19 protein-coding genes are annotated in these 21,536 nt (G+C 59.8%); 5 read left to right on the forward strand and 14 right to left on the reverse strand.

Translation table 11 applies throughout. The annotated features are described in order from the left end of the window. Window positions 1–206 precede the first annotated feature (206 nt). Both rlmJ and SJY32_RS09285 read right to left on the reverse strand, forming a co-directional pair. Window positions 207–983 (reverse strand): 23S rRNA (adenine(2030)-N(6))-methyltransferase RlmJ, encoded by a 777-nt coding sequence (rlmJ, locus tag SJY32_RS09280; protein ID WP_376874140.1) that lies wholly within the window; start codon window positions 981–983, stop codon window positions 207–209. Window positions 984–1,684: 701 nt separating this feature from the next. Then, complete coding sequence (locus SJY32_RS09285) at window positions 1,685–1,900, reverse strand: DUF1127 domain-containing protein (protein ID WP_376874142.1); 216 nt, start codon at window positions 1,898–1,900, stop codon at window positions 1,685–1,687. 260 nt (window positions 1,901–2,160) lie between these two features. Between SJY32_RS09285 and SJY32_RS09290 the strand changes: the two genes are divergently transcribed. Beyond that, window positions 2,161–3,216, forward strand: coding sequence for an Mrp/NBP35 family ATP-binding protein (locus tag SJY32_RS09290; RefSeq protein ID WP_376874144.1), 1,056 nt, complete (start codon window positions 2,161–2,163; stop codon window positions 3,214–3,216). A 130-nt stretch (window positions 3,217–3,346) separates the two neighbouring features. Here SJY32_RS09290 and SJY32_RS09295 read toward each other — a convergent pair whose 3' ends face one another. The 7 genes from SJY32_RS09295 to ftsY all read right to left on the reverse strand — a co-directional run bounded on the left by SJY32_RS09295 (window position 3,347) and on the right by ftsY (window position 12,606). Then, window positions 3,347–5,737 (reverse strand): ATP-dependent helicase, encoded by a 2,391-nt coding sequence (locus SJY32_RS09295; protein ID WP_376874146.1) that lies wholly within the window; start codon window positions 5,735–5,737, stop codon window positions 3,347–3,349. A 125-nt stretch (window positions 5,738–5,862) separates the two neighbouring features. After that, window positions 5,863–6,957 carry a GTP cyclohydrolase FolE2 gene (gene folE2 / locus SJY32_RS09300; RefSeq protein ID WP_376874148.1) on the reverse strand — a complete coding sequence of 365 codons (1,095 nt, stop codon included), beginning with the start codon at window positions 6,955–6,957 and terminating at the stop codon, window positions 5,863–5,865. A gap of 197 nt (window positions 6,958–7,154) precedes the next feature. Continuing rightward, on the reverse strand, window positions 7,155–8,333 hold the full coding sequence (locus tag SJY32_RS09305; RefSeq protein ID WP_376874150.1) for an aminotransferase class I/II-fold pyridoxal phosphate-dependent enzyme: 1,179 nt from the start codon (window positions 8,331–8,333) through the stop codon (window positions 7,155–7,157). Between the two features lie 156 nt (window positions 8,334–8,489). Next, on the reverse strand, window positions 8,490–9,692 hold the full coding sequence (locus SJY32_RS09310) for a multidrug effflux MFS transporter (RefSeq protein WP_376874152.1): 1,203 nt from the start codon (window positions 9,690–9,692) through the stop codon (window positions 8,490–8,492). 82 nt (window positions 9,693–9,774) lie between these two features. After that, complete coding sequence (locus SJY32_RS09315; protein ID WP_376874154.1) at window positions 9,775–10,404, reverse strand: inner membrane-spanning protein YciB; 630 nt, start codon at window positions 10,402–10,404, stop codon at window positions 9,775–9,777. A gap of 17 nt (window positions 10,405–10,421) precedes the next feature. After that, complete coding sequence (locus SJY32_RS09320; protein ID WP_376874156.1) at window positions 10,422–11,321, reverse strand: DMT family transporter; 900 nt, start codon at window positions 11,319–11,321, stop codon at window positions 10,422–10,424. A gap of 31 nt (window positions 11,322–11,352) precedes the next feature. Continuing rightward, window positions 11,353–12,606: a signal recognition particle-docking protein FtsY gene (gene ftsY, locus SJY32_RS09325; RefSeq protein ID WP_376874158.1), complete on the reverse strand. Its 1,254-nt coding sequence runs from the start codon at window positions 12,604–12,606 to the stop codon at window positions 11,353–11,355. A gap of 208 nt (window positions 12,607–12,814) precedes the next feature. On the opposite strand from ftsY, the gene SJY32_RS09330 reads away from it, so the two are divergent. Both SJY32_RS09330 and SJY32_RS09335 read left to right on the forward strand, forming a co-directional pair. Continuing rightward, window positions 12,815–14,242 (forward strand): fatty acid desaturase, encoded by a 1,428-nt coding sequence (locus tag SJY32_RS09330; RefSeq protein WP_376874160.1) that lies wholly within the window; start codon window positions 12,815–12,817, stop codon window positions 14,240–14,242. 172 nt (window positions 14,243–14,414) lie between these two features. After that, on the forward strand, window positions 14,415–15,053 hold the full coding sequence (locus SJY32_RS09335) for a hypothetical protein (protein ID WP_376874162.1): 639 nt from the start codon (window positions 14,415–14,417) through the stop codon (window positions 15,051–15,053). Window positions 15,054–15,126: 73 nt separating this feature from the next. Here the strand turns inward: SJY32_RS09335 and xseA are convergent, their stop codons facing one another. Both xseA and SJY32_RS09345 read right to left on the reverse strand, forming a co-directional pair. Further along, window positions 15,127–16,704 carry an exodeoxyribonuclease VII large subunit gene (gene xseA / locus SJY32_RS09340; RefSeq protein ID WP_376874164.1) on the reverse strand — a complete coding sequence of 526 codons (1,578 nt, stop codon included), beginning with the start codon at window positions 16,702–16,704 and terminating at the stop codon, window positions 15,127–15,129. A gap of 106 nt (window positions 16,705–16,810) precedes the next feature. Further along, the gene (locus tag SJY32_RS09345) at window positions 16,811–17,011 is read right to left on the reverse strand and encodes a hypothetical protein (RefSeq protein ID WP_376874166.1); all 201 of its coding nucleotides are present in this window, start codon (window positions 17,009–17,011) and stop codon (window positions 16,811–16,813) included. 202 nt (window positions 17,012–17,213) lie between these two features. Here SJY32_RS09345 and purD point away from each other — a divergent pair, with 202 nt between their 5' ends. Then, window positions 17,214–18,476: a phosphoribosylamine--glycine ligase gene (gene purD / locus SJY32_RS09350; protein ID WP_376874168.1), complete on the forward strand. Its 1,263-nt coding sequence runs from the start codon at window positions 17,214–17,216 to the stop codon at window positions 18,474–18,476. 121 nt (window positions 18,477–18,597) lie between these two features. On the opposite strand, the gene purU is transcribed toward purD, so the two are convergent. The 3 genes from purU to SJY32_RS09365 form a co-directional block, all read right to left on the reverse strand. After that, the gene (gene purU, locus SJY32_RS09355; protein WP_376874170.1) at window positions 18,598–19,491 is read right to left on the reverse strand and encodes a formyltetrahydrofolate deformylase; all 894 of its coding nucleotides are present in this window, start codon (window positions 19,489–19,491) and stop codon (window positions 18,598–18,600) included. 213 nt (window positions 19,492–19,704) lie between these two features. Beyond that, window positions 19,705–20,391 carry a hypothetical protein gene (locus SJY32_RS09360; RefSeq protein ID WP_376874172.1) on the reverse strand — a complete coding sequence of 229 codons (687 nt, stop codon included), beginning with the start codon at window positions 20,389–20,391 and terminating at the stop codon, window positions 19,705–19,707. Next, the gene (locus SJY32_RS09365; RefSeq protein ID WP_376874174.1) at window positions 20,391–20,714 is read right to left on the reverse strand and encodes a 2Fe-2S iron-sulfur cluster-binding protein; all 324 of its coding nucleotides are present in this window, start codon (window positions 20,712–20,714) and stop codon (window positions 20,391–20,393) included. Before SJY32_RS09365 ends, SJY32_RS09360 begins: the two co-directional genes overlap by 1 nt. A gap of 187 nt (window positions 20,715–20,901) precedes the next feature. Here SJY32_RS09365 and SJY32_RS09370 point away from each other — a divergent pair, with 187 nt between their 5' ends. Then, complete coding sequence (locus tag SJY32_RS09370; protein WP_376874176.1) at window positions 20,902–21,477, forward strand: peptidoglycan-binding protein; 576 nt, start codon at window positions 20,902–20,904, stop codon at window positions 21,475–21,477. Window positions 21,478–21,536: the final 59 nt, after the last annotated feature.

Raw genomic sequence — 21,536 nt, forward strand, 5'->3', positions numbered from 1 at the left:
ATTCACGCCGCTTCACGCGGCGGTGATTCGGCGTAAATCGGCTCGCGCCCCAGCCTCTCCCATAAATTCCCATGCGCAGCAGGCCCGTCGCCCGCAGTCCCGTGATTTCCCGGACACTGCCGGTGCAAACAAAAACACGCTCCCATCTTGCGATGAGAGCGCGCTAAACCGTGCGAACCGTGGGGTATCGACCGCAGCCCTACCCGTTAAAGCTTGCGGAAATGCCCCTCAATGCGGCGCGCTTCCTCGTCGGTGCCATAGGGCGCGTTGAGAATGAACATGCCCGAACCGATCATTCCGTGCCCTTCGCGCGCGGGCGGGAAGCGAACTTCGGAACTCAAACCGATCGGGAAGCAATCCTTGAGAACCTTGACCATCTCCCGCTCGGCACCATTTGCCAAAACCGGATACCACACCGCCACCGTGCCGACGTTCCACTTGCGCCAAATCTGGAACAACACGCGCGGAATCACCGCGTAATCGGATTTCATCTCGTAAGACGGATCAATGACCATCATCCCGCGGCGCGGCGTGGGCGGCGTGAGCGCAAGCGCCATCTCCAACCCATCCTTCTGATGGAAGATCCCGCCGAACGGGCGCATCGACTCGCGCAGAGCCGCAAATTCTTGCGGGTGCAGGTCACACAAATGGATCGTGTCAGTCATGCGCAAGATATTCGCAGCGATCAGCGGCGACCCAGGATAGGCACTCGCGCCATGTTCAGCGCGAGTCTTGGCAACGACCTTGGTATAGGGATGCTCGGGTGGGTAAAACTTCGCGAGCTTCGACATCCCCTGCGCGGCCTCGCCCGTCTTGATCGCCTCCAACGCGTCGAGCTGGTAAAGCCCGCGCCCCGCATGCGTTTCAAGATACGACATCGGCTTATCTTTACGGGTCATATACTCGAGCATATGCGCAATAAGCCCGTGCTTATGGAGATCGGCCAGATTTCCGGCGTGGTAGATATGTTGGTAGGACAGCATTTCAGCCTCCGGTTCTGGAATTGATCACCCCGCCCCCATGCGGCAGGGATCATAAAAAAGCAAGTCTCAAGGGCACCCCCTACCCCGCCAATATGGCACATCGCGCCTTTCCCCCAAAGACCGCACTGCGATCCACATGTAGGGAGGTCGTCGATTATCCAGATTTAAGGCTTTGAATAGCAAAACGGCGGCACCCAGGGAGGAGGAGGGGTGCCGCCGTTTTTTAGCCGTTGGCCTCAGGGAGGAGGAGGAGGCCTTCGGTATATGGTGCGCCACCCTCAGGGAGGAGGAGGAGGGTGGCGCTAAACGATCGGCCCAGGGAGGAGGAGAGGGCCTTTCGCGTCTCGGTTTGGCTTCAATCTTTGAACACGTCCCAGCCCGGCGATCTAATCGCAGCAGGAAGGGGAAGTGCGGCGCCCTCAGGGAGGAGGAGGAGGGCGCCGCCTTCAACACGAGACCTCAGGGAGGAGGAGGAGGTCTTCGCTTTCGTGTCCGGCGATTGAGGCCGGTATATGTGCGGCACCCTCAGGGAGGAGGAGGAGGGCGCCGCCTTCAACACGAGACCTCAGGGAGGAGGAGGAGGTCTTCGCTTTCGTGTCCGGCGATTGAGGCCGGTATATGTGCGGCACCCTCAGGGAGGAGGAGGAGAGTGCCGCTAATCCGAAGGGCTCAGGGAGGAGGAGGAGAGCCCTTAGGAATTCTTATTTGCCGTATGCCGCATCCATAGCGACGCGGGTGATCATCGAGCGGTGCATACCGAGGTCTGCGAGTTCGCGCGAGGTCAATGCGTTCAACTCACGAAGAGTTTGACGGTAAACGCGGCGGCGCTGGAATGCGTCCGAGAGCGTTGCCATTGCTGCGGAAATGCGAGCAATGATGCCTGCGTCAACGAGCTGAGTGTTTTGAACGAGTGCCATTTCGGTGCCTAGCTTTATCTGTTTTGCGAAGTGTCTTTGTCTTCGCTGTTGTCCCTAACATGCCGTCCTCGCTGCAACTGCACAATCCACTTTTCCCTCAATGCTGCCATGCAGAAAGCGCATAACAAGCACTGACCTATTCCCTGCCCCACGCACCGGCCCCCGATGCGACGCGTTTGTGCAACAATTATTGGGCTTTACGGGCTTGCGCTGCGCGCCAAAAGCGGCACAGTCCCCCACAACCAACCTGCGGAGATGACATGAGTGTGACAAAAGATGCCGTTTTAGAGGCCCTCAAAGCGGTTCGAATCCCTTCAGGTAGCGATCTCGTGAGCGCAGATAAGGTGCGCGCGATAGGAATCGATGCGGGATCGGTGCGATTTGTCCTTGAGGGGGCCAATGCGGCCGAGGTCAGTGTGCTGGAGGGGTTGAAGCCTCAAGCCATGGCGGCCGTCACAGCAATTCCCGGGGTGACATCCGTCACGATCAACACACTGTCCATGCAAGGGCCGCAAATCGGCGGGCATCCCAAGCCACAGGCCGGCCCTTTAGGGGTTGCGGGCGTCGATAAGATCATCGTCGTCGGATCAGGCAAAGGCGGTGTTGGCAAATCGACGGTTTCGTCCAATCTCGCGGTTGCTTTGGCACGCGCGGGCAAGCGTGTGGGTTTGCTGGATGCCGATATCTACGGCCCGTCCCAGCCGCGGATGATGGGCGTTAACCGCCGCCCCGCCTCGCCCGATGGGAAAACAATTCTTCCCCTGATGGCTCACGGCGTGACGATGATGTCGATCGGGCTGATGCTCAAAGAAGACGAAGCCGTGATCTGGCGCGGGCCAATGTTGATGGGCGCCATGCAGCAGATGTTGGGGCAAGTGAAATGGGATGAATACGGGCCGCTTGACGTTCTGATCATCGATTTGCCGCCAGGAACGGGCGACGTGCAGCTCACCTTGTGTCAAAAAACCAAGCTGGACGGGGCTATTGTCGTGTCGACGCCGCAAGACGTCGCGCTGCTGGATGCGCGCAAGGCTTTGGATATGTTCAAACGCCTCAACACGCCCGTCTTGGGGTTGATCGAAAATATGTCGAGCTACGTCTGCCCTAACTGCGGACATGAGGCGCATCTGTTTGGGCATGGTGGCGTGGGTGCGGAGGCGCAAAAACTGGGCCTGCCGTTCTTGGGCGAGCTGCCTTTGGATCTCTCGGTGCGCTTGGGGGGCGACAGCGGCACGCCTGTCGCCGCGGGCGATGGAGCGATGGCCGATGCCTACGCGCTGCTCGCGCAAAAGCTGATCAAAGCCGGCACGGTCTGAAAAATCGCCTAAAACCAACGGGCTGCGCGGTGATCGCGCGCAGCCCACAAAAATAGTGGGGGGGCGTTTTCGCGGGGTGGCCATCTCGCCCCTGCCCGCTTAAAGACCCCGCCCCAAGCTACGCCCTGCCTTAAAATGGCAGATCGTCTTCCTCACCCGCCACTTTCACGAAACTCGCGACGACATGCTTTGCACCAGCATGTTCAAACATCACCGCAAGCTTATCAGCCTCGATCGCCTCGATCAGCCCATAGCCAAATTTCTGATGGAAAACCCGATCCCCAACCGTGAACTTCGACACGGCCTCCAGATCGATCACTTTCGCCTTTGGCTGGTTGCGCGGGGTCGACGTGGTTCGCGTCTGCAAACGCTTCCAACCCGGAGAATTGTAGACATCAGCTTTCGCGGCGCGCGATTCGATCTGGCTCTCGCCGCCCGATCCAAAATTGCCATGGCCACCGAAGGCACCCGCCGCACCGAAATTCCCGCCGTAGAGCCCGGGCGGGGTCATCACGTCGACATGCTGTTCGGGCAATTCATCGATAAACCGTGAGGGCAGCTGACTTTGCCACTGCCCGTAAACGCGGCGGTTACCGGCAAAAGAGATCGTGCAAAGCTTCTCGGCGCGGGTGATCCCGACATATCCAAGCCGCCGCTCCTCCTCCAAACCCTTCTTGCCGCTCTCATCCATTGAGCGCTGCGAGGGGAACAATCCATCCTCCCAGCCCGGCAAGAACACCGCAGGGAATTCCAAACCTTTCGCCGCGTGAAGTGTCATGATCAGAACCTTGGGCTCTAACTCGTCGCCCTCATTGTCCATAATCAACGAGACGTGTTCCAAGAAGCCCTGCAAATTCTCAAAGTTTTCGAGCGCCTTCACAAGCTCTTTGAGGTTTTCCAGACGGCCCGGCGCTTCGGGGGTTTTGTCGGCCTGCCACATCGCAGTGTAGCCGCTTTCTTCCAAAATCACCTCCGCCAACCGGACGTGATCCTCTCCCGCAAGAACCGCGCCGTGCCAGCGCCCCAGCCCTTCGATAAAACTGCGAAGTTGCCCTGCACCCTTCCCACCGATCTCGCCAGCGGCAAGAACTGCTTTTGCGCCCTCAATCAGGTTCATGCCCAGTTCGCGGGCTTTGCGCTGGATCGCTTGCTGGGCCTTGTCGCCAAGGCCGCGCTTGGGAGTATTCACCACGCGCTCAAACGCGAGATCATCGTCGGGCGACACCGCGAGGCGGAAATAAGCCATCGCATCGCGAATCTCCAAACGCTCGTAGAATCGGGGCCCGCCCACGACGCGGTAGGGTAAGCCAATCGTCAGGAACCTGTCCTCGAACGCGCGCATCTGATGCGAGGCGCGCACCAAAATAGCTTGCTGATCCAACGGGATGCGCCCCACGGGGCGAACCCCCGCAGCCAGCGCCTCGACCTCGTCCCCGATCCAGCGCGCCTCTTCCTCGCCATCCCAATGGCCGATCAGACGCACCATCTCGCCGCCATGCTCAGCCGTCCAGAGCTCTTTGCCCAAACGTCCTTCATTGCCCGCAATCAAGCGCGTCGCTGCGGCCAGAATATGTTCCGTGGAGCGGTAGTTCTGTTCCAGACGTACGACCACAGCGCCCGGGAAATCCTTCTCGAACCGCAGGATATTCCCCACTTCCGCACCACGCCAGCCATAGATCGACTGATCGTCATCGCCAACGCAGCACACATTCTTATGCGCTTGCGCCAACAACCGCAGCCACAAATACTGCGCCACGTTGGTATCTTGGTATTCGTCGACGAGGATATATTTGAACCGATTTTGATACTGCGCCAGCACATCGGGGTGCGCTTGGAAAATCGTGACCATATGCAGAAGCAAATCGCCAAAATCGACGGCGTTCAGCGTCCGCAGGCGCTCTTGATACGCGGCGTAGAGCTCTGATCCGCGGTTGTTGAACGCCGATGTATCGCCGCCCGTCACCCGATCCGGCGTCAGCGCACGGTTTTTCCACGCATCAATAATCCCCGCCAACTGCCGCGCGGGCCAGCGCTTCTCGTCGATCCCTTCGGCCACGATCAACTGCTTGAGCAGCCGCACCTGATCGTCCGTGTCAAGAATGGTAAAGTTCGATTTCAACCCCGCCAATTCGGCGTGACGGCGCAGCAATTTCACACAAACCGAATGGAATGTGCCAAGCCACGGCATTCCCTCCACGGCCTCGCCCAGCAAGCCCCCGATCCGCAAACGCATTTCTCGCGCGGCTTTGTTTGTAAAAGTCACAGCGAGAATCTGATCGGGGCGCGAACGCCCAGTGGTCAAGATATGCGCAATCCGGCACGTCAGCGCCTTGGTTTTGCCCGTCCCCGCGCCCGCCAGCATCAACACAGGGCCATCCATCGCCTCAACGGCTTCCCGCTGCGCGGAATTCAACCCGTCGAGATACGCTGTGCCACGCGGAGACATCGCAGTTTGCGCCATTGCGCGCTGCGATAAGGAAAGGGCTGCGCCAAAGGCGCTCTCGTCGTCAAAATCGCTCATTGCTTTACCCTAACGGGCCGAAGGCCAAAGGCCAAGGGATGTTCCACTATTGTTCGCGCAAATATTTACGCAGCGCAAGAGGCCCTGCGCTGCGTCATACTCTCCAAGCGATCAAACAGCAGCCGTCAGCCGTGATGAATAAGCGTCGAGAACAAGCGCGGTTCCAACGACGCATTCGCAAAACGCGGCCCCTCGGTCAAGACCGCAACCGCATCATGGCTGTGCAGGCTTTCTTGATGGGACGCCACAATCCGGAAGTCGCCCACGCGCGGATCGGCCAGCAAAGGCTGCGCGAAGGCGCGGACCGCATCCTCGACGAAAATCGGGTTTGCGGCATTCAGTTCGGCAAAGGCCTGCTCGTCCTCGCGCTTGACCATCACCTGCGTCTCCGTCGGGACGGCGAGCCGCGCCATCTCGATCAGATCCTCGAACCACAGGCATACACCGTCTTCCACCACCACCGAAATCCGCGCGACGGACCGCTGCGAATGGGGGGTTGCAAGCTGACCGCGTGTCATCCGGGCATGCTCGGAAAGCTCAAGCGAGCAAGGGCACGTTGAGGAGTAGACATAGTCAAGATGGATGATCCGCAAACGCTCACCCGCCGCCTCGACGAGCTCCAGCGAGATTTCGTAATATTGCCAGCCCATCAAACCAGACCGCAGCGACTTTACTTTCTCGGGGTAGGAGAACCGCATCTGAATCCGCGCATCAAATGCGCCCAGATCCTTTTTGTAATCCTCCAGCGCCGCTTCCATCACTTCAAACGAGAAGCTGCTTTCGGCATGGCCGTAGAAGCTGCGCATGATGCGCGACATGTTGATACCTTTGGCTTCGGCCTCAAGGCTCACTGTGCCAGTGACCGAGGCATCAACCGTAACATCCCCGCCGCCACGCCGGCGCAGGCCAAGCGGCAGGCGGAAGTTCGAAATCCCGACATGCTCGATCCGCGTGCGCGCCCCAACGATCAGCGACGCGGGGCCGTTTTGAAGATCTGGCATGGAGGCTTTATAGGCTTCATCTACCGTAAAAGCGGCATCATACTGACGCCTCAGATCGGGGTAGTTCCCCAAGGGCCGCTCGGGCAAAAGCCGCGAAATCGCGGGATCGAGCTGCGCGACCTCTGTCGGCGTTGCCGTCGCCGCCCAAGCGCGCAAAATCTTCAGCGCAGCCTTGGCCTCATGTGAATTTGGCATATCGACCTTATCGTGAACGTTCATTGTGCCCCCAACGCATTGCGCTTGTCGTCGATCATATGGAGTTGGCGGTTGAAAAGTCCACGTTGCTCCAACATATTTTTCGACGGCCAGATGCGCCCAAGTCTGCGCGTAAAGCGATCCGCACCCGCCTGCGCGCGGGCCGCACCCGAGGGCGCCACATCACGCGACGTCGCCCTCGGATTTCAGGCATAAGACCGTCAGATTGCCGCCAACGCCTTGGTGATATCGGCCACCAAATCGCGCGCATCCTCGATGCCCAAAGACAGGCGGATCAACCCGCTGGTGATCCCCAGCTCGTCTTTTTGATCCTGCGGCAAACGCTGGTGCGTTGTTGTGGCAGGGTGGGTTGCGATGGATTTCGAGTCGCCCAGATTGTTGGAAATCTTGATAATTTCCATCGCGTTGAGCATCTTGAACGCAGCCTCTTTGCCGCCCGCAACCTCAAACGTCACCATCGTGCCGCCCGCGCCCATCTGATCCATCACCAAGGCGTGCTGGGGGTGCGATGCGTGACCGGGATAGCTCACGCGGGAAATCTTGTCGGAGGCCATCAAAGCCTCCGCGACCTTTGCCGCATTCTCCGTCTGCGCACGCACCCGAAGATCAAGCGTCTGCAAACCGTTGAGCATGATCCACGCGGTAAACGGGCTCATCGCTGCCCCGGTATGCTTGAGATAGGGCTCCAGCGTGCCACGAATATACTCTTTAGTGCCGCACACCACACCGCCCAAAGCACGCCCACCGCCGTCGATATGCTTGGTTGTCGAGTAAATCACGACATCCGCCCCCAGCGCCACAGCGCGTGTGTAAACGGGTGTCGAGAAGACGTTATCCACCACAACCATGGCGCCTTTGGCGTGGGCAATCTCCGCGACCGACTTGATGTCGATCACCTCGAGACCCGGGTTGGAGACGCTCTCGAAGAAGACAAATTTTGTGCCCTCCCGCACCGAAGACCGCCACGCATCCAGATCGGTGCCGTCGATCAAGGTGACCTCGACGCCAAAGCGCGCAAGAACTTCGAGCACATAAAGGCATGACCCGAACATTTGCTTGGCCGCGACGACGTGATCGCCCGCTTTGACCAAGGACGTCAGCGCCCCATTAACGGCCGCCATGCCGGAGGCTGTGGCGAACGCATCTTCTGTGCCCTCAATCGCCGCAATCCGATCCTCGAACATGCGGGTGGTGGGGTTGCCGTAGCGCGCGTAGATGAATTCATCCTCGCCGATCGCCACAAACCGCTGTTCGGCGGCCTCTGCGGATGGGTAGACGAAACCTTGGGTCATGAAAATCGCTTCGGCCATCTCGCCATATTGCGAGCGGCGAACGCCCTCATGGACAAGTTTCGTGCGGGTATTCCAATCGGTGCTCATGGGCGGCCTCGGTCATTCAAGAAACGGTCCTCTCCGCCCTACCCCCTGCCCGCTTGCGGGTCAATTGCAAGGACCGCCTGTGGGTCCCCGCCGTGCCAGATCGGACGGGTTTTCTACCCCGAGCCCCTCAAATAGGACAATCGCCCGCCCCGCCCGTCACGGTCTGCTCAGGTTATCATCAACAAAGGGACGTGAGCGCACCAAAAGCCACAGCACCGCGCATATCCCGCCGATCACAACCAACAACAGGCCATAATTGCGGATGAGATCGTCCGAATTGATCGAGACGAGCTGAACCGCCGTCGCGCCCATCATCGTTCCGCTGAACTGGATCAAAGCCGCGGCCGACCCGGTGTCCTTGGCCTGCTGATCCAAAAGCAGGTTGGCCCCCGGCACGCGCAAAATAATGACGGATACGGTGGTAACTGCGGCGAAGGCGGCAAAGAGCCAAGGCGACTGGGCCGCGAATATCAACATCGCCCCACCCGCCGCAAAGATCACCACAAAGCAGCCCAGAATAATCGACCGCACCGGAATGATCCGCGAGAGCCGCAGATACAGCGTCGGCCCCGACATGGCGCACAGCGCGTTGAAGGCAAAAACGAAGCTGAAGGCTTGCTCGGACAGGCCGAACCTATCGACATAGACATAGGCCGCGATCCCGATGAAGGCCAAGAGACACATTGGCACCAGCGAGAACAAAAATAGCAACGACGCGAAACGGGGGTTTTTTAACACGACGCCCAGACGGTTCCATGAACGCCACACCGGCGCTGTGGATTTGTCGATCATCGTCTCGCTGTATCGCGTGACCAAACAACCCGCGATGACCCCGAACAAGGCGAGAACCACGAACATCATGTGCCACGAGCCGACTTTGAGCAGAAACGCCCCCAAAACCGGCGCGACCATCGGCGCGATAATCACGAGCGACATCACCGTCGCCATAATTTTTTCGCGCGCGCGCCCGTCGTATAGATCCTTGACAATGGACGTCCCGACGACCGTCACCCCGCCTCCGGCGAGGCCTTGCAGGACGCGCGCCGCAATCAGGCTGTCCACGCTGAACGCCATCGCACACAGAAGGCTCGCCACGGTGTAAATTCCGATGGTGCAAAACAAGATCGGCTTGCGCCCCGTGCGTTCGCTGAGTGGCCCCCAAAACAACATACCCACCGCAAAAGCCGCCATGTAAGCGCCCAGCGTGAGGTTGATCTTGGCGTGGCTGGTGGCGAATGTCGTCGCCATTTGCGGCAAGGCAGGCAGGTAGAGATCCATTGTGAGGGGCGGAAAGGCGCCTAAAACGATCAATAAAAAGAGCGTCCCGCGCTGACCCAATTTCGGCTGTTCAACGTTCATCTAAATTATCCTGCCTGAAATAGACCGGCGCACCCCTGTCGTGCGGTATGCGCCTCGCCTCATGTTATGAAATTGTGCGCGATTACACGCTTGGCGGCGTATCGTCGGAGGGAGACGCTGCCCCCTCGGGAATAGAATTGCGCGAGATCATCCCTGCTTGGGCGATCAAGAAGCCGAACAAAAGCGCGGTCAGGCCGAAAATTTTGAAATAGACCCATGTGCTCTCGGAAAAATTGCGCCAAACCACCTCGTTGGCAACGGCGAGGAACACGAAGAAAACGATCAGGCGACGCGTCAGGATATCCCAACCCTTCGGCGTCAGCGGCAAGACCCCGTCCACCGCCATTTGCACCCAATTGCGCCCCATCAGATAGCCAATCCCCAACACCACCGCAAACAACAGATAGATCAGCGTCGGTTTCATCTTGATGAACTGCGGATCATTGAGCCAGACCGTCAGGCCGCCCAGCCCCACCACCAGCACCAGCGTCACAATTTGCATCGGTGACACGTGGCGCGTCATTTTCCACTGAATACCCGTGGCCATCACCATCAACGGCACAAGCACCGCCGTCGCAAGAATGAAGCCGGAGTATTCCGCGCCCATTACCATCACACCGCTTTCCTTGAACTTGGTAAACACCAAAAGGAAAACCGCCAATGGCCCGTATTCCAGCGCGAGTTTCAAGCCGGTCGGTAGTTTCTTAGCCATGGTCAATCCTGCTCTGCCTATCCTGCGAATTCAACAATCACTGCGCCCAGCGCAATCAACGCCATTAAGGCCGTGCGGCGCGGGCCGACCTTCTCTCCTAGAACCAGCCACCCGATCAGCGCCGCAAACACGGTCGATGTTTCGCGCAGCACGGCCGCCTCCCCGACCTTATCCAGACGTGTTGCCATCATGATCGAGCCGAAGGAGAAGAAGGCAACGAATGCCCCAAGCAAGCCACGCTTGAACAAAGGCACGAAATCGGCGCGCGGCAAGGCAAGCCAGCGTTTGCGCGTGATAACGGGCATGAAAACCCCGTCGATAAAGAAAAACCACGCAAGGAAGGTGAACGGGTCTTGGGTCGCTCGGATCCCATATGCGTCATATGTGGTGTAAAGTGCTACGAACAACCCCGTGAGCACGGCAAACCCCAATGCGGCGGGCATTTTCGCGCGGTCCAATGTGATGGTCCGCAGGTTGTAAACCGCAAGCCCGTAAATCCCCGCGAGCAAAACCACCACGCCGAACCATTGCGCAGGGGAAAAATGCTCGCCAAAGACGAATCCCGCGCCGATTACGGTGAACAAAGGCCCTGTGCCGCGCACCACCGGATAGACCACCGTGTAAGCGCCGCGATCATAGGTCATTGCCTGCGCGAGCTTGTAGCCCACATGAATGACCCACGCGCCAAAGAAGATCGCCCACATATGCGGCTCGGGCCACGGCACAACAAACAGCGCGAACGGGGCTGCGATCAGGCCGTAGCACGCATCAATCGCCGCGCGTGAAAGCCATGGATCGTGCTTGCCCTTTTGCAACGCACCGAAAATCGCATGCAATACCGCCGCCATGAGGGCGAGGAAAAGCGCGGCCGTATGCCCCGCTTCCGTTCCCTCCAGCGCGGCGAGATATCCACTCACGCCAGCGCCTCCCTGACGCGGTCAGCTCGCATCAACTGGCCTCTTGCCCGACAAGGGCGCGGGCGAAATCTTGCGGATCAAAGGCTTGCAGATCGTCTATCTGCTCGCCCACGCCGATCGCATGGATCGGCAGGCCGAAACGATCGGCCAGCGCGACGAGCACGCCGCCCTTCGCTGTCCCATCGAGCTTCGTCATAACAAGACCCGAGACCGATGCGATCTTGGTGAAAATCTCGACTTGATTCAACGCGTTTTGACCCGTCGTTGCATCCAAAACCAACAAGGTGTTATGCGGCGCGGTGACATCCTTCTTGCGGATGACGCGCACAATTTTCGCGAGTTCTTCCATAAGATCGCTACGGTTTTGCAAGCGGCCGGCGGTATCAATCAACAACAGATCGACGCCTTCCGCTTCGGCGCGCGTCATCGCGTCAAATGCCAGCGAGGCGGGGTCTGATCCCTCGGGCGCGGTCATGACCGGCACGCCGGCGCGCTCGCCCCACACTTTAAGCTGCTCGACCGCGGCCGCGCGGAAGGTATCGCCCGCCGCAACCATCACAGTTTTCCCCGCGGCGCGGAACTGACTGGCGAGCTTGCCGATCGTCGTCGTTTTCCCCGATCCATTCACGCCAACCACCAAAACGACCTGCGGTGTCTTGGTGAAAATGGGCATCGGCTTGGCAACGGGTTCCATAATCTGCGCAACCTCATCCGCCAGCAGCGACTGGATCTCGCGGACCGAGAGCTTTTTGCCCATCCGCCCCTCAGCCAAATTCGCCGCCACGCGCAGCGCCGTCTCGACCCCCATATCGGAGGCGATCAGCAACTCCTCGAGGCGCTCGACCATCGCATCGTCCAACGCGCGGCGCGGTGCATCGCGGGCCGTTGACGGCGATGTGGCCGCATCCTCCGCCCCGCGCCCCATCAGACGCCCTAAGAAGCTCGTCTTCTTCGGGGTCTCTGCCACCGTAGGCGCATCGCTGGCCTCGCCGTCGGCCTGCAACTGTGCACGCATCGCTTCCAGCGCTGCGGCCTGCGGCCCGCCACCCGATGCGGTATCCGGCTCGGGCGCGAGTTCGACCTCGGCCATCAGACTTGGTTCGTCTTGATCGGGCCCGTTTTGATTGGGCCCGTCTTGATTGGACTGATCGTGACGGGAGGCGTCTTGCGCAATATCATCTTGCGGTGTGTTTTCCACCGCCTCGTCAACGATCGCCTCAAGCCCCTCTTCAAGCTTGGATGAGGACCGCGTCAAACGAGATTTCAGCTTGTTGAAAAACGACATGAGCGCTCCTGATAAGCCGCCAGAAAGATGTGATACTTCCCCACCTAATCAATCGCACCGCCAATGGGAAGGGTTTGCGCCCCTCAGGCATGGGCTTGGCCTCACTACTGCCGTATTTTAGTGGCTTGAATGTGCCCGATTGGGCGCGAATATTTGCGCCGTGGTAAAGCATACGGGATGCAATGCTGCGAAGTGAAGGAATGTGAACGTGAGTGAAGCGATTGAAAACGCCGTTCGGGCGGCGCTCAGGGAGAGCGAACCGAGGAATGGCGCCCCCAAAACAGGTGCATCGCAAAGTCCCCTCTCTGCGCCAGTCGCGCCGTCGCCGCGATCAGCCCAGTCCGTCTCGAAGACTGCAACCCTTTCCTCGACCGCGTCCCCTTCCCCCAAGCCTTCACTTGCCTCGCAACCGTCACCTTCCGCAGCGCCGGCGCACAACAAACGCAGCGACCGCGTCAAATCCGCCTTCCAATCGCTCGCCGCAGATCACGGTGGCAAGGCAACACCCGCCGCGAAGCCGAGCGCGCCGGTTGCGTTCTTTGCGCTGGCGACCTTAGCGCCGCTGGCACTTCTCGCCCTCGCGGCGATGTTCGGCGGGGTGTTCGCAATTGCGGCCCTACTCTACGTCACGGTGCTCTCCGCGCTGTTCGACGAGCTCGCAAGCCGCGCCTACCCCGATGCGCCCGAAGGGGCCGAATTTCCCGCCGCAGACCGCCTACTGGTCGCCATCGGCATCGCCCATTTCGCGGCGCTTGCGCTTGCCATCGTCGCGATTTCGGGCGGCACGGGCCTCAGCTTTGGCGCAAAACTGGCGGTTTTCCTCGGCTTTGGCCTGTTCTTCGGCCAAGTCTCCAATTCAACCGCGCATGAATTAATCCATAGTAAGAACAGGCGCCTCTTTGCCTTGGGCAAATGGATCTACATTTCGCTCCTGTTCGGGCATCACACCTCCGCGCACCGCCTTGTGCACCACCGCTTCGTCGCGACGCCCTATGATCCCAATACCGCCGATTTGGGCGAAAGCTTTTACGCGTTCTTCCCGCGCGCTTGGGCGGACAGTTTCGTCAGCGGATACGAGATGGAGGAGGCGCGCACGCAAAAGCGCAAAGACGCAGGAAAACGCGCCGTCCATCCGTATTTCGTCTATATCTTGGGCAGCTTCGCCATCATCGTGATCGTCTTTTCCCTGACAGGCTTCCTTGGCCTGCTCGCCTATCTCGCCTTGGCGTTTTACGCCCAAGTTCAGTTGATGCTATCGGATTACGTGCAACATTACGGGTTGGAACGCGCGCCAATCGGCCCCAACACCTACGAGCCCGTCAACGCAAGTCACTCATGGGATGCGCGCGCGCCGCTGTCGTCGCTTTGGATGATGAACGCGCCCCGCCATTCGGATCACCACGCCAACCCAAACCGCGCCTATCCCGCGCTGCGCTTGGGAGAGATCGACTCAACTCGTGCGATCCTACCCCGCTCCCTGCCGGTGATGGCGACTTTGGCGCTCATGCCGACACTCTGGCGCAAGGTCATGGACAAGCGGGTGATTGCGCTGCGCGCAGCACGCCAAGCCGCCGCCGAGACCGTCTCCAAAGGCGTGCCGCCAGCGCCCGAAACCGCCGCCCCCCACCGCGCGTGATCGCAGGCATCATGGCCGCTGCCCTTGCCCGCAACGCGTTTACGCCGTGCAATCTCCCTTACGGCAGGCGCTAAAAATGTGACTGGAACTCTCGAAAGACCTCTGCCAAGCTGACGTCAATCAGCAGGGCCAAAGCCAATGTAGCTAGGCCCGCGACAGTAGGGAGTTTACAATGCGTGGCTTTAAATCACGGCCCCAATCCGTCTCGAAAACGGATCTTGAAACGAATTCATCACAGATCGGTCGCATGTCCCGTCGCGCGTCACACGGGCGGGCGCGTCAGTTGCTCGGCCTCGCGATCGTGGCGGGCGGTTTGCTTATCGCGGCGCCCGAAACATTCGCCCGCTCAACCGATATCCCCACGACGCAAGACGCGCAAACCCAACGGTTCCCGCCGCTTGCATTGCCCCCTCGCGTCGCCGCAACGACCCCGCCCGCACCAACAACGGCCGCCGCAACGAAGGTTGCGATCACGCCGATGACGGGGGAGGAATTTGACGCCCGCACGCAAGGCCGCACGATCCATTTCCAATCCAACGGCGTCGATTACGGGGTTGAGGAATATCTCCCCGGAAACAAGGTCAAATGGATCTTCTCCGAAGGAAAGTGCAAGATGGGGGAATGGTATCAAGCCGGTAACCAGATCTGCTTTGAATATGACGGCGACGAGGAAATCCAATGCTGGATTTTCGCGGATCAACCCAAAGGTCTGATGGCATGGTTTAAGGGCAACCTTGCGGATACGCCGCTGATTTCGACATCAGAGACGACTGTGCCTCTTGATTGCGAGATGATCGATTTCGGCGTCTAAAATCTGAGGGAACTGAGTTGCGGCGCGGGATAGCATTCCGCGCCGCTATCTATTGGTACGGCGGCGCGGGCGGTTAAAACAAGCTCCCCTGCTCTGGCGCTTTCTTCTTTCCTGCACGTGGCGCAGATTTGGGCTTCGGCGGCGTGTCTTGCGCGGGGGGCAAGGACTGCTGCCCTCCCTGCCCGTTTTCGGGCGCTACGCTGAGCCGGCCATCTGCAAATTCAATCTGCAGGCTCGCCGTGGCGCTTGCCGTTTGAGCGGTTGTCACCAGCCCGTCCGCGCCTGTGGCCCCGGCACGCACGACCGCGTAGCCACGACGGAGCGTTTCGGTATAGCCGAGAGTTTGTCGCATCCGGTCCAACCCGTCGAGCCGATCCCCCAGCGCGTTAAGCCGCATCTGCGGTGCCGCGCGCAACCGGTCGGTCAGACCCGTCAGCTTGGCACGGTCCGCCTCGATCTTGCGCAGCGCATCGACGCGATTGCGTGTTAAGGCGGAGGTGACACGATCCGTCAGACCGGCGAGTTTCTTACGCTCGTCGCGCAAGAAATTGTTTAAAAGCTGTGGCCGGATTAAAGCCGCCACGGGCCCGAACCGCGTCCGCTTACGCTGTGTGAAGCCCAAAAGCGCGGGGCCGAGTCGATCTGCGCTGGCGTCAAAACGTTGCCGCGCTTGCGCGGTGAGCGCCTCTGGGCGGCCCAATCCGCGCGCGAGATCGGTGAGACGCTGGGCGCGCATCTCCATCCTTGCGCGTGTCGAGCGCTGCATACGCGCCTCACCTTCGCGCAGCCAAGCGATCAAATCCGCACGCACCGGCACCGCCATCTCCGCCGCCGCGGTGGGCGTGGGCGCGCGTTTGTCGGACGCAAAATCGATCAGCGTGGTGTCGGTCTCGTGACCCACGGCAGAGATCAGCGGGATCTCGCTTTCCGCCGCCGCCCGTACCACGATTTCCTCATTAAAGCCCCACAGATCCTCCAACGAGCCACCGCCCCGCGCCACGATCAGCAAATCAGGACGCGCAATCGGGCCATCAAATGGCAGCGCATTGAACCCGCGAATAGCCCGCGCAACCTCGCCCGCGCAGGCCTGCCCCTGAACCGCAACGGGCCAGATCACCACGTGACGGGGAAAACGATCGCGCAAACGATGCAAGATGTCGCGGATCACCGCGCCGGACGGCGATGTCACGACCCCGATCACCTTTGGCAGATACGGGATAGGCCGCTTGCGTTCGGGCGCGAATAGCCCCTCCGCCGCCAAAGCCTTCCGACGCGCCTCCAGCATCGCCATCAACGCGCCCGCCCCCGCAGGCTCGATCGTCTCGACGATCATCTGGTATTTGGACTGCCCCGGGAATGTGGTCATCTTCCCCGTGGCGATGACCTCCATCCCTTCCTCAGGGCGGATCTGCATCTTGGAGACCTGCCCTTTCCAAGAAATTGCGGCAACAACCGAGCGGTCGTCCTTGAGATCGAAATACATATGCCCCGACGATGGGCGCGACACGCGACCAATCTCCCCGCGCACACGGACCCGCCCGAACTGGTCCTCAATCACGCGTTTTACGGCGCCGGAAATCTCCGACACGGTGAATTCATGCGCATTGGATTTCGGCGCGCCCTCGGGCGTCTCATCATCTAATAGGTCCATAACAGCGTTCTATCAGAGCCAGTTGTCAGGGCAAGCGCCCCATCACGACAGGCCCGCCCCAGCACATCCGCGCGTCTCGCGTGCTCGTCGTGCATGGCTGATGAAATCAAATCGCTGCGCCGTGGCTATAGGTTTCGATGCTGTAAAGGAGGCTTTCAACCGGATCGACGGATCCAAGACCCAGACTGAACCCAAACGCATCGGCGCGCGTGCTCTCCCAGATGTGGGTAACAGGCGCGTGCGTGTCCGCAGGCCCGATCAAGCACAGCGGGGACAACGCCATCAAAATGGACATCATGCGGATCATAATTAACTCCAACACTGGTTACGCGTTTGCTCAACAATCACCGAAGCAAGCCTCGATTGACGCCAATCTCCTACATAATTGTGGCAAATTTTTGGAAACGCGCAGGAATGCTTGCCGCGCGGGAAAGCAGGTTTTAAGAGGCAAGACACAGACAGGCGCGGGTTTTTTCCCTATGCGCACAAAAAACCGAGAGGCGACGCGAATGAATATTCTGGTATTGGGCAGCGGCGGACGCGAACATGCGTTGGCTTGGGCAATCAAACAAAACCCGAAATGTGACCGTCTCATCGTTGCGCCCGGCAACGCGGGAATCGCGCAATTGGCGGAATGTGCGCAATTTGACATCAATGACGGCGCGGCCGTCGTCACCTTCTGCGAAGTGAATGCCGTCGATTTCGTCGTGATCGGGCCGGAAGCACCTTTGGCAGCGGGTGTTGCAGATGCGTTGGAAAATGCCGGCATTCCCGCATTTGGTCCCTCGGCCGAGGCCGCAAAACTAGAGGCCTCCAAAGCCTTCACCAAAGCAATTTGCGATGCGTGCAACGCGCCGACCGCTGGCTATGCCCGCTTCACCGATGCACAAGCCGCGAAGGACTATGTCCGCGCGCAAGGCGCGCCCATCGTCATCAAGGCCGACGGGCTTGCTGCGGGCAAAGGGGTCATCATGGGGATGACCATGGATGAGGCGCTCGGCGGGATTGATGAAATCTTCGGTGGCGCATTCGGGGCGGCCGGCACAGAGGTCGTCATCGAAGAATTCATGGAAGGCGAGGAAGCCTCTCTCTTTATCCTCTCGGACGGTAAAAACGTCCTCACCGTTGGCGGCGCACAAGATCACAAGCGGGTTGGCGAAGGTGATACCGGCCCAAATACCGGCGGTATGGGCGCCTATTCCCCCGCCCCCGTGCTCAGCGCCGAGATTGAGGCAATTGCCATTCGCGAGATTGTGCAGCCCACCGTGGACGAGATGGCGCGGCGCGGCACGCCGTTTAAAGGCGTTCTCTACGCCGGCCTGATGATCAAAGACGGGCAACCGCGTCTGGTGGAGTATAATGTCCGCTTCGGCGACCCGGAATGTCAGGTTCTGATGATGCGTCTGGGCGGGCAGATCCTCGATTTGCTGCTTGCCTGCGCGCAGGGGCGTCTGGATCAGATCAAGGTCAATTGGGCGGAGGATCACGCGCTGACCGTCGTCATGGCCGCGAACGGCTATCCGGGCGACTACGCAAAAGGGACCGTGATCAAAGGCCTCGACGCGCTCAACGAGAGCTCGAACGAGATGGTCTTCCATGCAGGCACCGCGCTGAAAGACGGTATGATCACGTCGAATGGCGGGCGCGTTTTGAACGTCACCGCGCGCGGGGCGACCTTGCAAGACGCGCAAGAGCGCGCCTATGCGATGGTCGATGCGATCGACTGGCCCGAGGGCTTCTGCCGCCGCGACATCGGTTGGCGGGCACTTTAAAGCACGCGAATTAATAGAGGGGGCAATTCAGCCCCCTCTTTTAGTTTTTAGATCGCTTCGCCAGATCAGACCATTTTCAAGTCACCGTCAGCGGCCACCATCCGCGTAAACGGGACGAGCGTCAGCCCATACGTTCCGAGGCATAGCCACCTGGCGAGGCGGCAAAGACCACGGTTTTATTACCGTTAATGAATGTCCGGTGATGGATATGCGCGTGGATCGCGCGCGCGAGGACCTGCGCCTCCACATCCCGCCCCAACGACACGTAATCATCTGGCGATTGGGCATGGGTGATGCGCACAGTGTCCTGTTCGATGATCGGACCCTCATCCAGATCCGCAGTCACATAATGCGCCGTCGCCCCGATAAGTTTCACGCCGCGCTCATAGGCTTGCTTATAGGGGTTTGCGCCTTTGAACGACGGCAGGAACGAGTGGTGGATGTTGATGATCCGCCCCGACATCTTGGCACAAAGCGCGTCCGACAGGATCTGCATATAGCGCGCAAGCACGACGAGATCAGCTCCGCTTTCCTCGACCACAGACAGCAACTTGGCCTCGGCCTCGGGCTTGTTCTCTTTCGTGACTTTGATGTGATGGAACGGAATATCGTGGTTCACCACGACCTTTTGGTAGGTAAGATGGTTCGACACCACCCCGACAATATCAATCGGCAACGCCCCGATCCGCCAACGATAGAGCAGATCGTTCAGGCAATGGCCGAAGTTCGACACCATCAAGATGACCTTCATCTTCTCCGCACTCGGGCGGATGGCCCATTCCATCGCGAACCCGTCCCCAACCGCAGGGGCAAACCCCTCTACGATCTTGTCCAAAGACGCCCCGCCCTCAGAGGCGAAGGTCACACGCATGAAAAACTGGCCCGTCAACGGGTCATCAAACTGGTGCGAATCCGTGAGGTTGCACCCCAGATCCGAGAGGTAGTTCGCAATAGCGGCAACGATCCCGCGCGTGGAGGGGCATTTAACAGTCAACACATAAGAGGGCGCAGTCATCTGTTTTCCTTCTTCTTACATCTGGCATGGAGCATTTGAAAAATGCCTAGCGCGCAGCGACAGACCTCACAATCCGCGCTTGGGCCCAAATGCGCCGCTACGGATACGACGCGGAAAGAATTAAAGACGACAGGGAGCCGATTGCGACAAAGGTTTCCGATAGTGGCACCGTGCCCCGATCCGGTGCAGCCTCCTCACACCCGATCTATTCGGTTAATCGCAGGCCATCGCAGCCGAGAGCGCACGCGGCCCCGCCCCCGCCACTTGGCCGACGGCACGCGCAGAGAACGCCGTGACCTCCAACCGCACAGCAGTCTGCCAATCCATTGTCGCAAAGACGAAATTGCCGCCTTGCGGGCAATCGCGCATCCCGCCCCATAGCGTTGCGGAGCGATATTGATGATTGGTGACGCCTTGGTAGATCACCTGCGAGATCAGGCGATCGCCGTCTTGCCGCACGCTGAGCAAATCGCCGCGAAGATGCGGGCGGTCCACCGCGATGACATAGGTCTGGCCCTGTTCGACGCCCCACCCCGCCAGCGACAGCCAGCGGTGGCGCGTGCCGATCCAATCGCCTGCGGCAATCAACGCCCCCTGCGGCGACATCTTCACGATCCGCGAGCCTTCAGACTGACTGCTTTCGACGGCGTAAAGAGTGCCATCCGGGGCGATAAGCGGCGCAATGCCCTCAAACACAGCCCCCGCAGGCGGCGCGATCCGCGCTCCATTCGCCAGTTCCAAAAACGCCCATTCCCCGTTTGCAACCGCGCCGTGGCCGTAGGATGCATCCGGTTGAACGTAACGGGGGGCTGGATCGGCGGCGAAGACCGCACCTTTTGAAAACATAAAAAGCCCCGCCGCAACGGCGAGGCTTTTGATCGACACGCGACCGAGGCGCATCAAATCTGCTTTTCTGGCAGGTTCACGACCAGTCCATCCAGCGCATCCGTCACTTTAATCTGGCACGTCAGGCGCGATGTTTCAGGATCGGGCTGATAGGCGAAATCGAGCATATCTTCCTCCATCGAATCCTTCGCGGGGATTTTCTCAACCCAGTCCGGCGCCACATACACGTGGCAGGTCGAGCAGGCGCAAGCGCCGCCGCAATCCGCATCAATCCCCGGGACACCATTGTCACGCGCACCTTCCATGACGGTCATGCCCGTCTTGACGTCCACGACATGCTTCGTGCCGTTATGCTCTACGTAGGTAATTTTGGCCAAGGTCAGGCTCCTTATCTGCGCCCTCCTCAGGGCTTATGCGGCGCCACAGGGTGGGCTTCGCATAGGATTAGGCCAAAGTGCAGCGCAATTCCAGTGGGGGATCGGCGCTTTAATGCCGCAGATTTTGCCTGTATGGAGAACCGGACTGCCCGACGGCAAACCACCAAGCGGCAGAAACGATTAAAGCGTGACGCTGAAAGCGAGGGCGTTGATGGGCTGTAACAAGGTGGCATACCGTCTCAAGATGCGGGCGATCGGCGCGCTCATAGGGGCGACGCTCGTATCAGGCTGCGTCGAGGCGCAGACATTGACGACCATCGCGCCCGAATTGGTGTTGCGCGACGAGATCACAAATCAAGCGCCGCCAGAAACGATCTCTGGCTTGTGCTGGGCCAGCCAATCGAAACCTGCTGTGATCGAAACCGTCACCGAACAAGTTGAACTCACCCCACAGATCGTCGCCGAGGACGGCACCATCACGCCCCCCACCTACCGCAGCGACACGCGCCAGCGGATCTTGGGCGATGGCGAGATGGAATATTTTCGCACGCCCTGCGAAGATGTCTTCTCCGAGTATTTCATCACCACATTGCAGCGCGCGCTCGCGGCACGCGGTCTCTATAAAGGCAGCGCCACCGGCGTGATGGACCGCAATACCAACTCTGCGATCCGAAACTGGCAACGCCCGCGCGGCTTGGACAGCGCAACATTATCCTTGAAAAGCGCGAAGATCCTCGGGCTTTTGCGCTGGGAAACGCCGTAAGGCGGGGTGGCTGACGGCGCGCAAAAGACATCGCCCCCGAAGTCCAGTTGTCGTATCTG

The organism is Albirhodobacter sp. R86504 (assembly GCF_042466415.1).
Classification (GTDB): Bacteria; Pseudomonadota; Alphaproteobacteria; order Rhodobacterales; family Rhodobacteraceae; genus Albirhodobacter.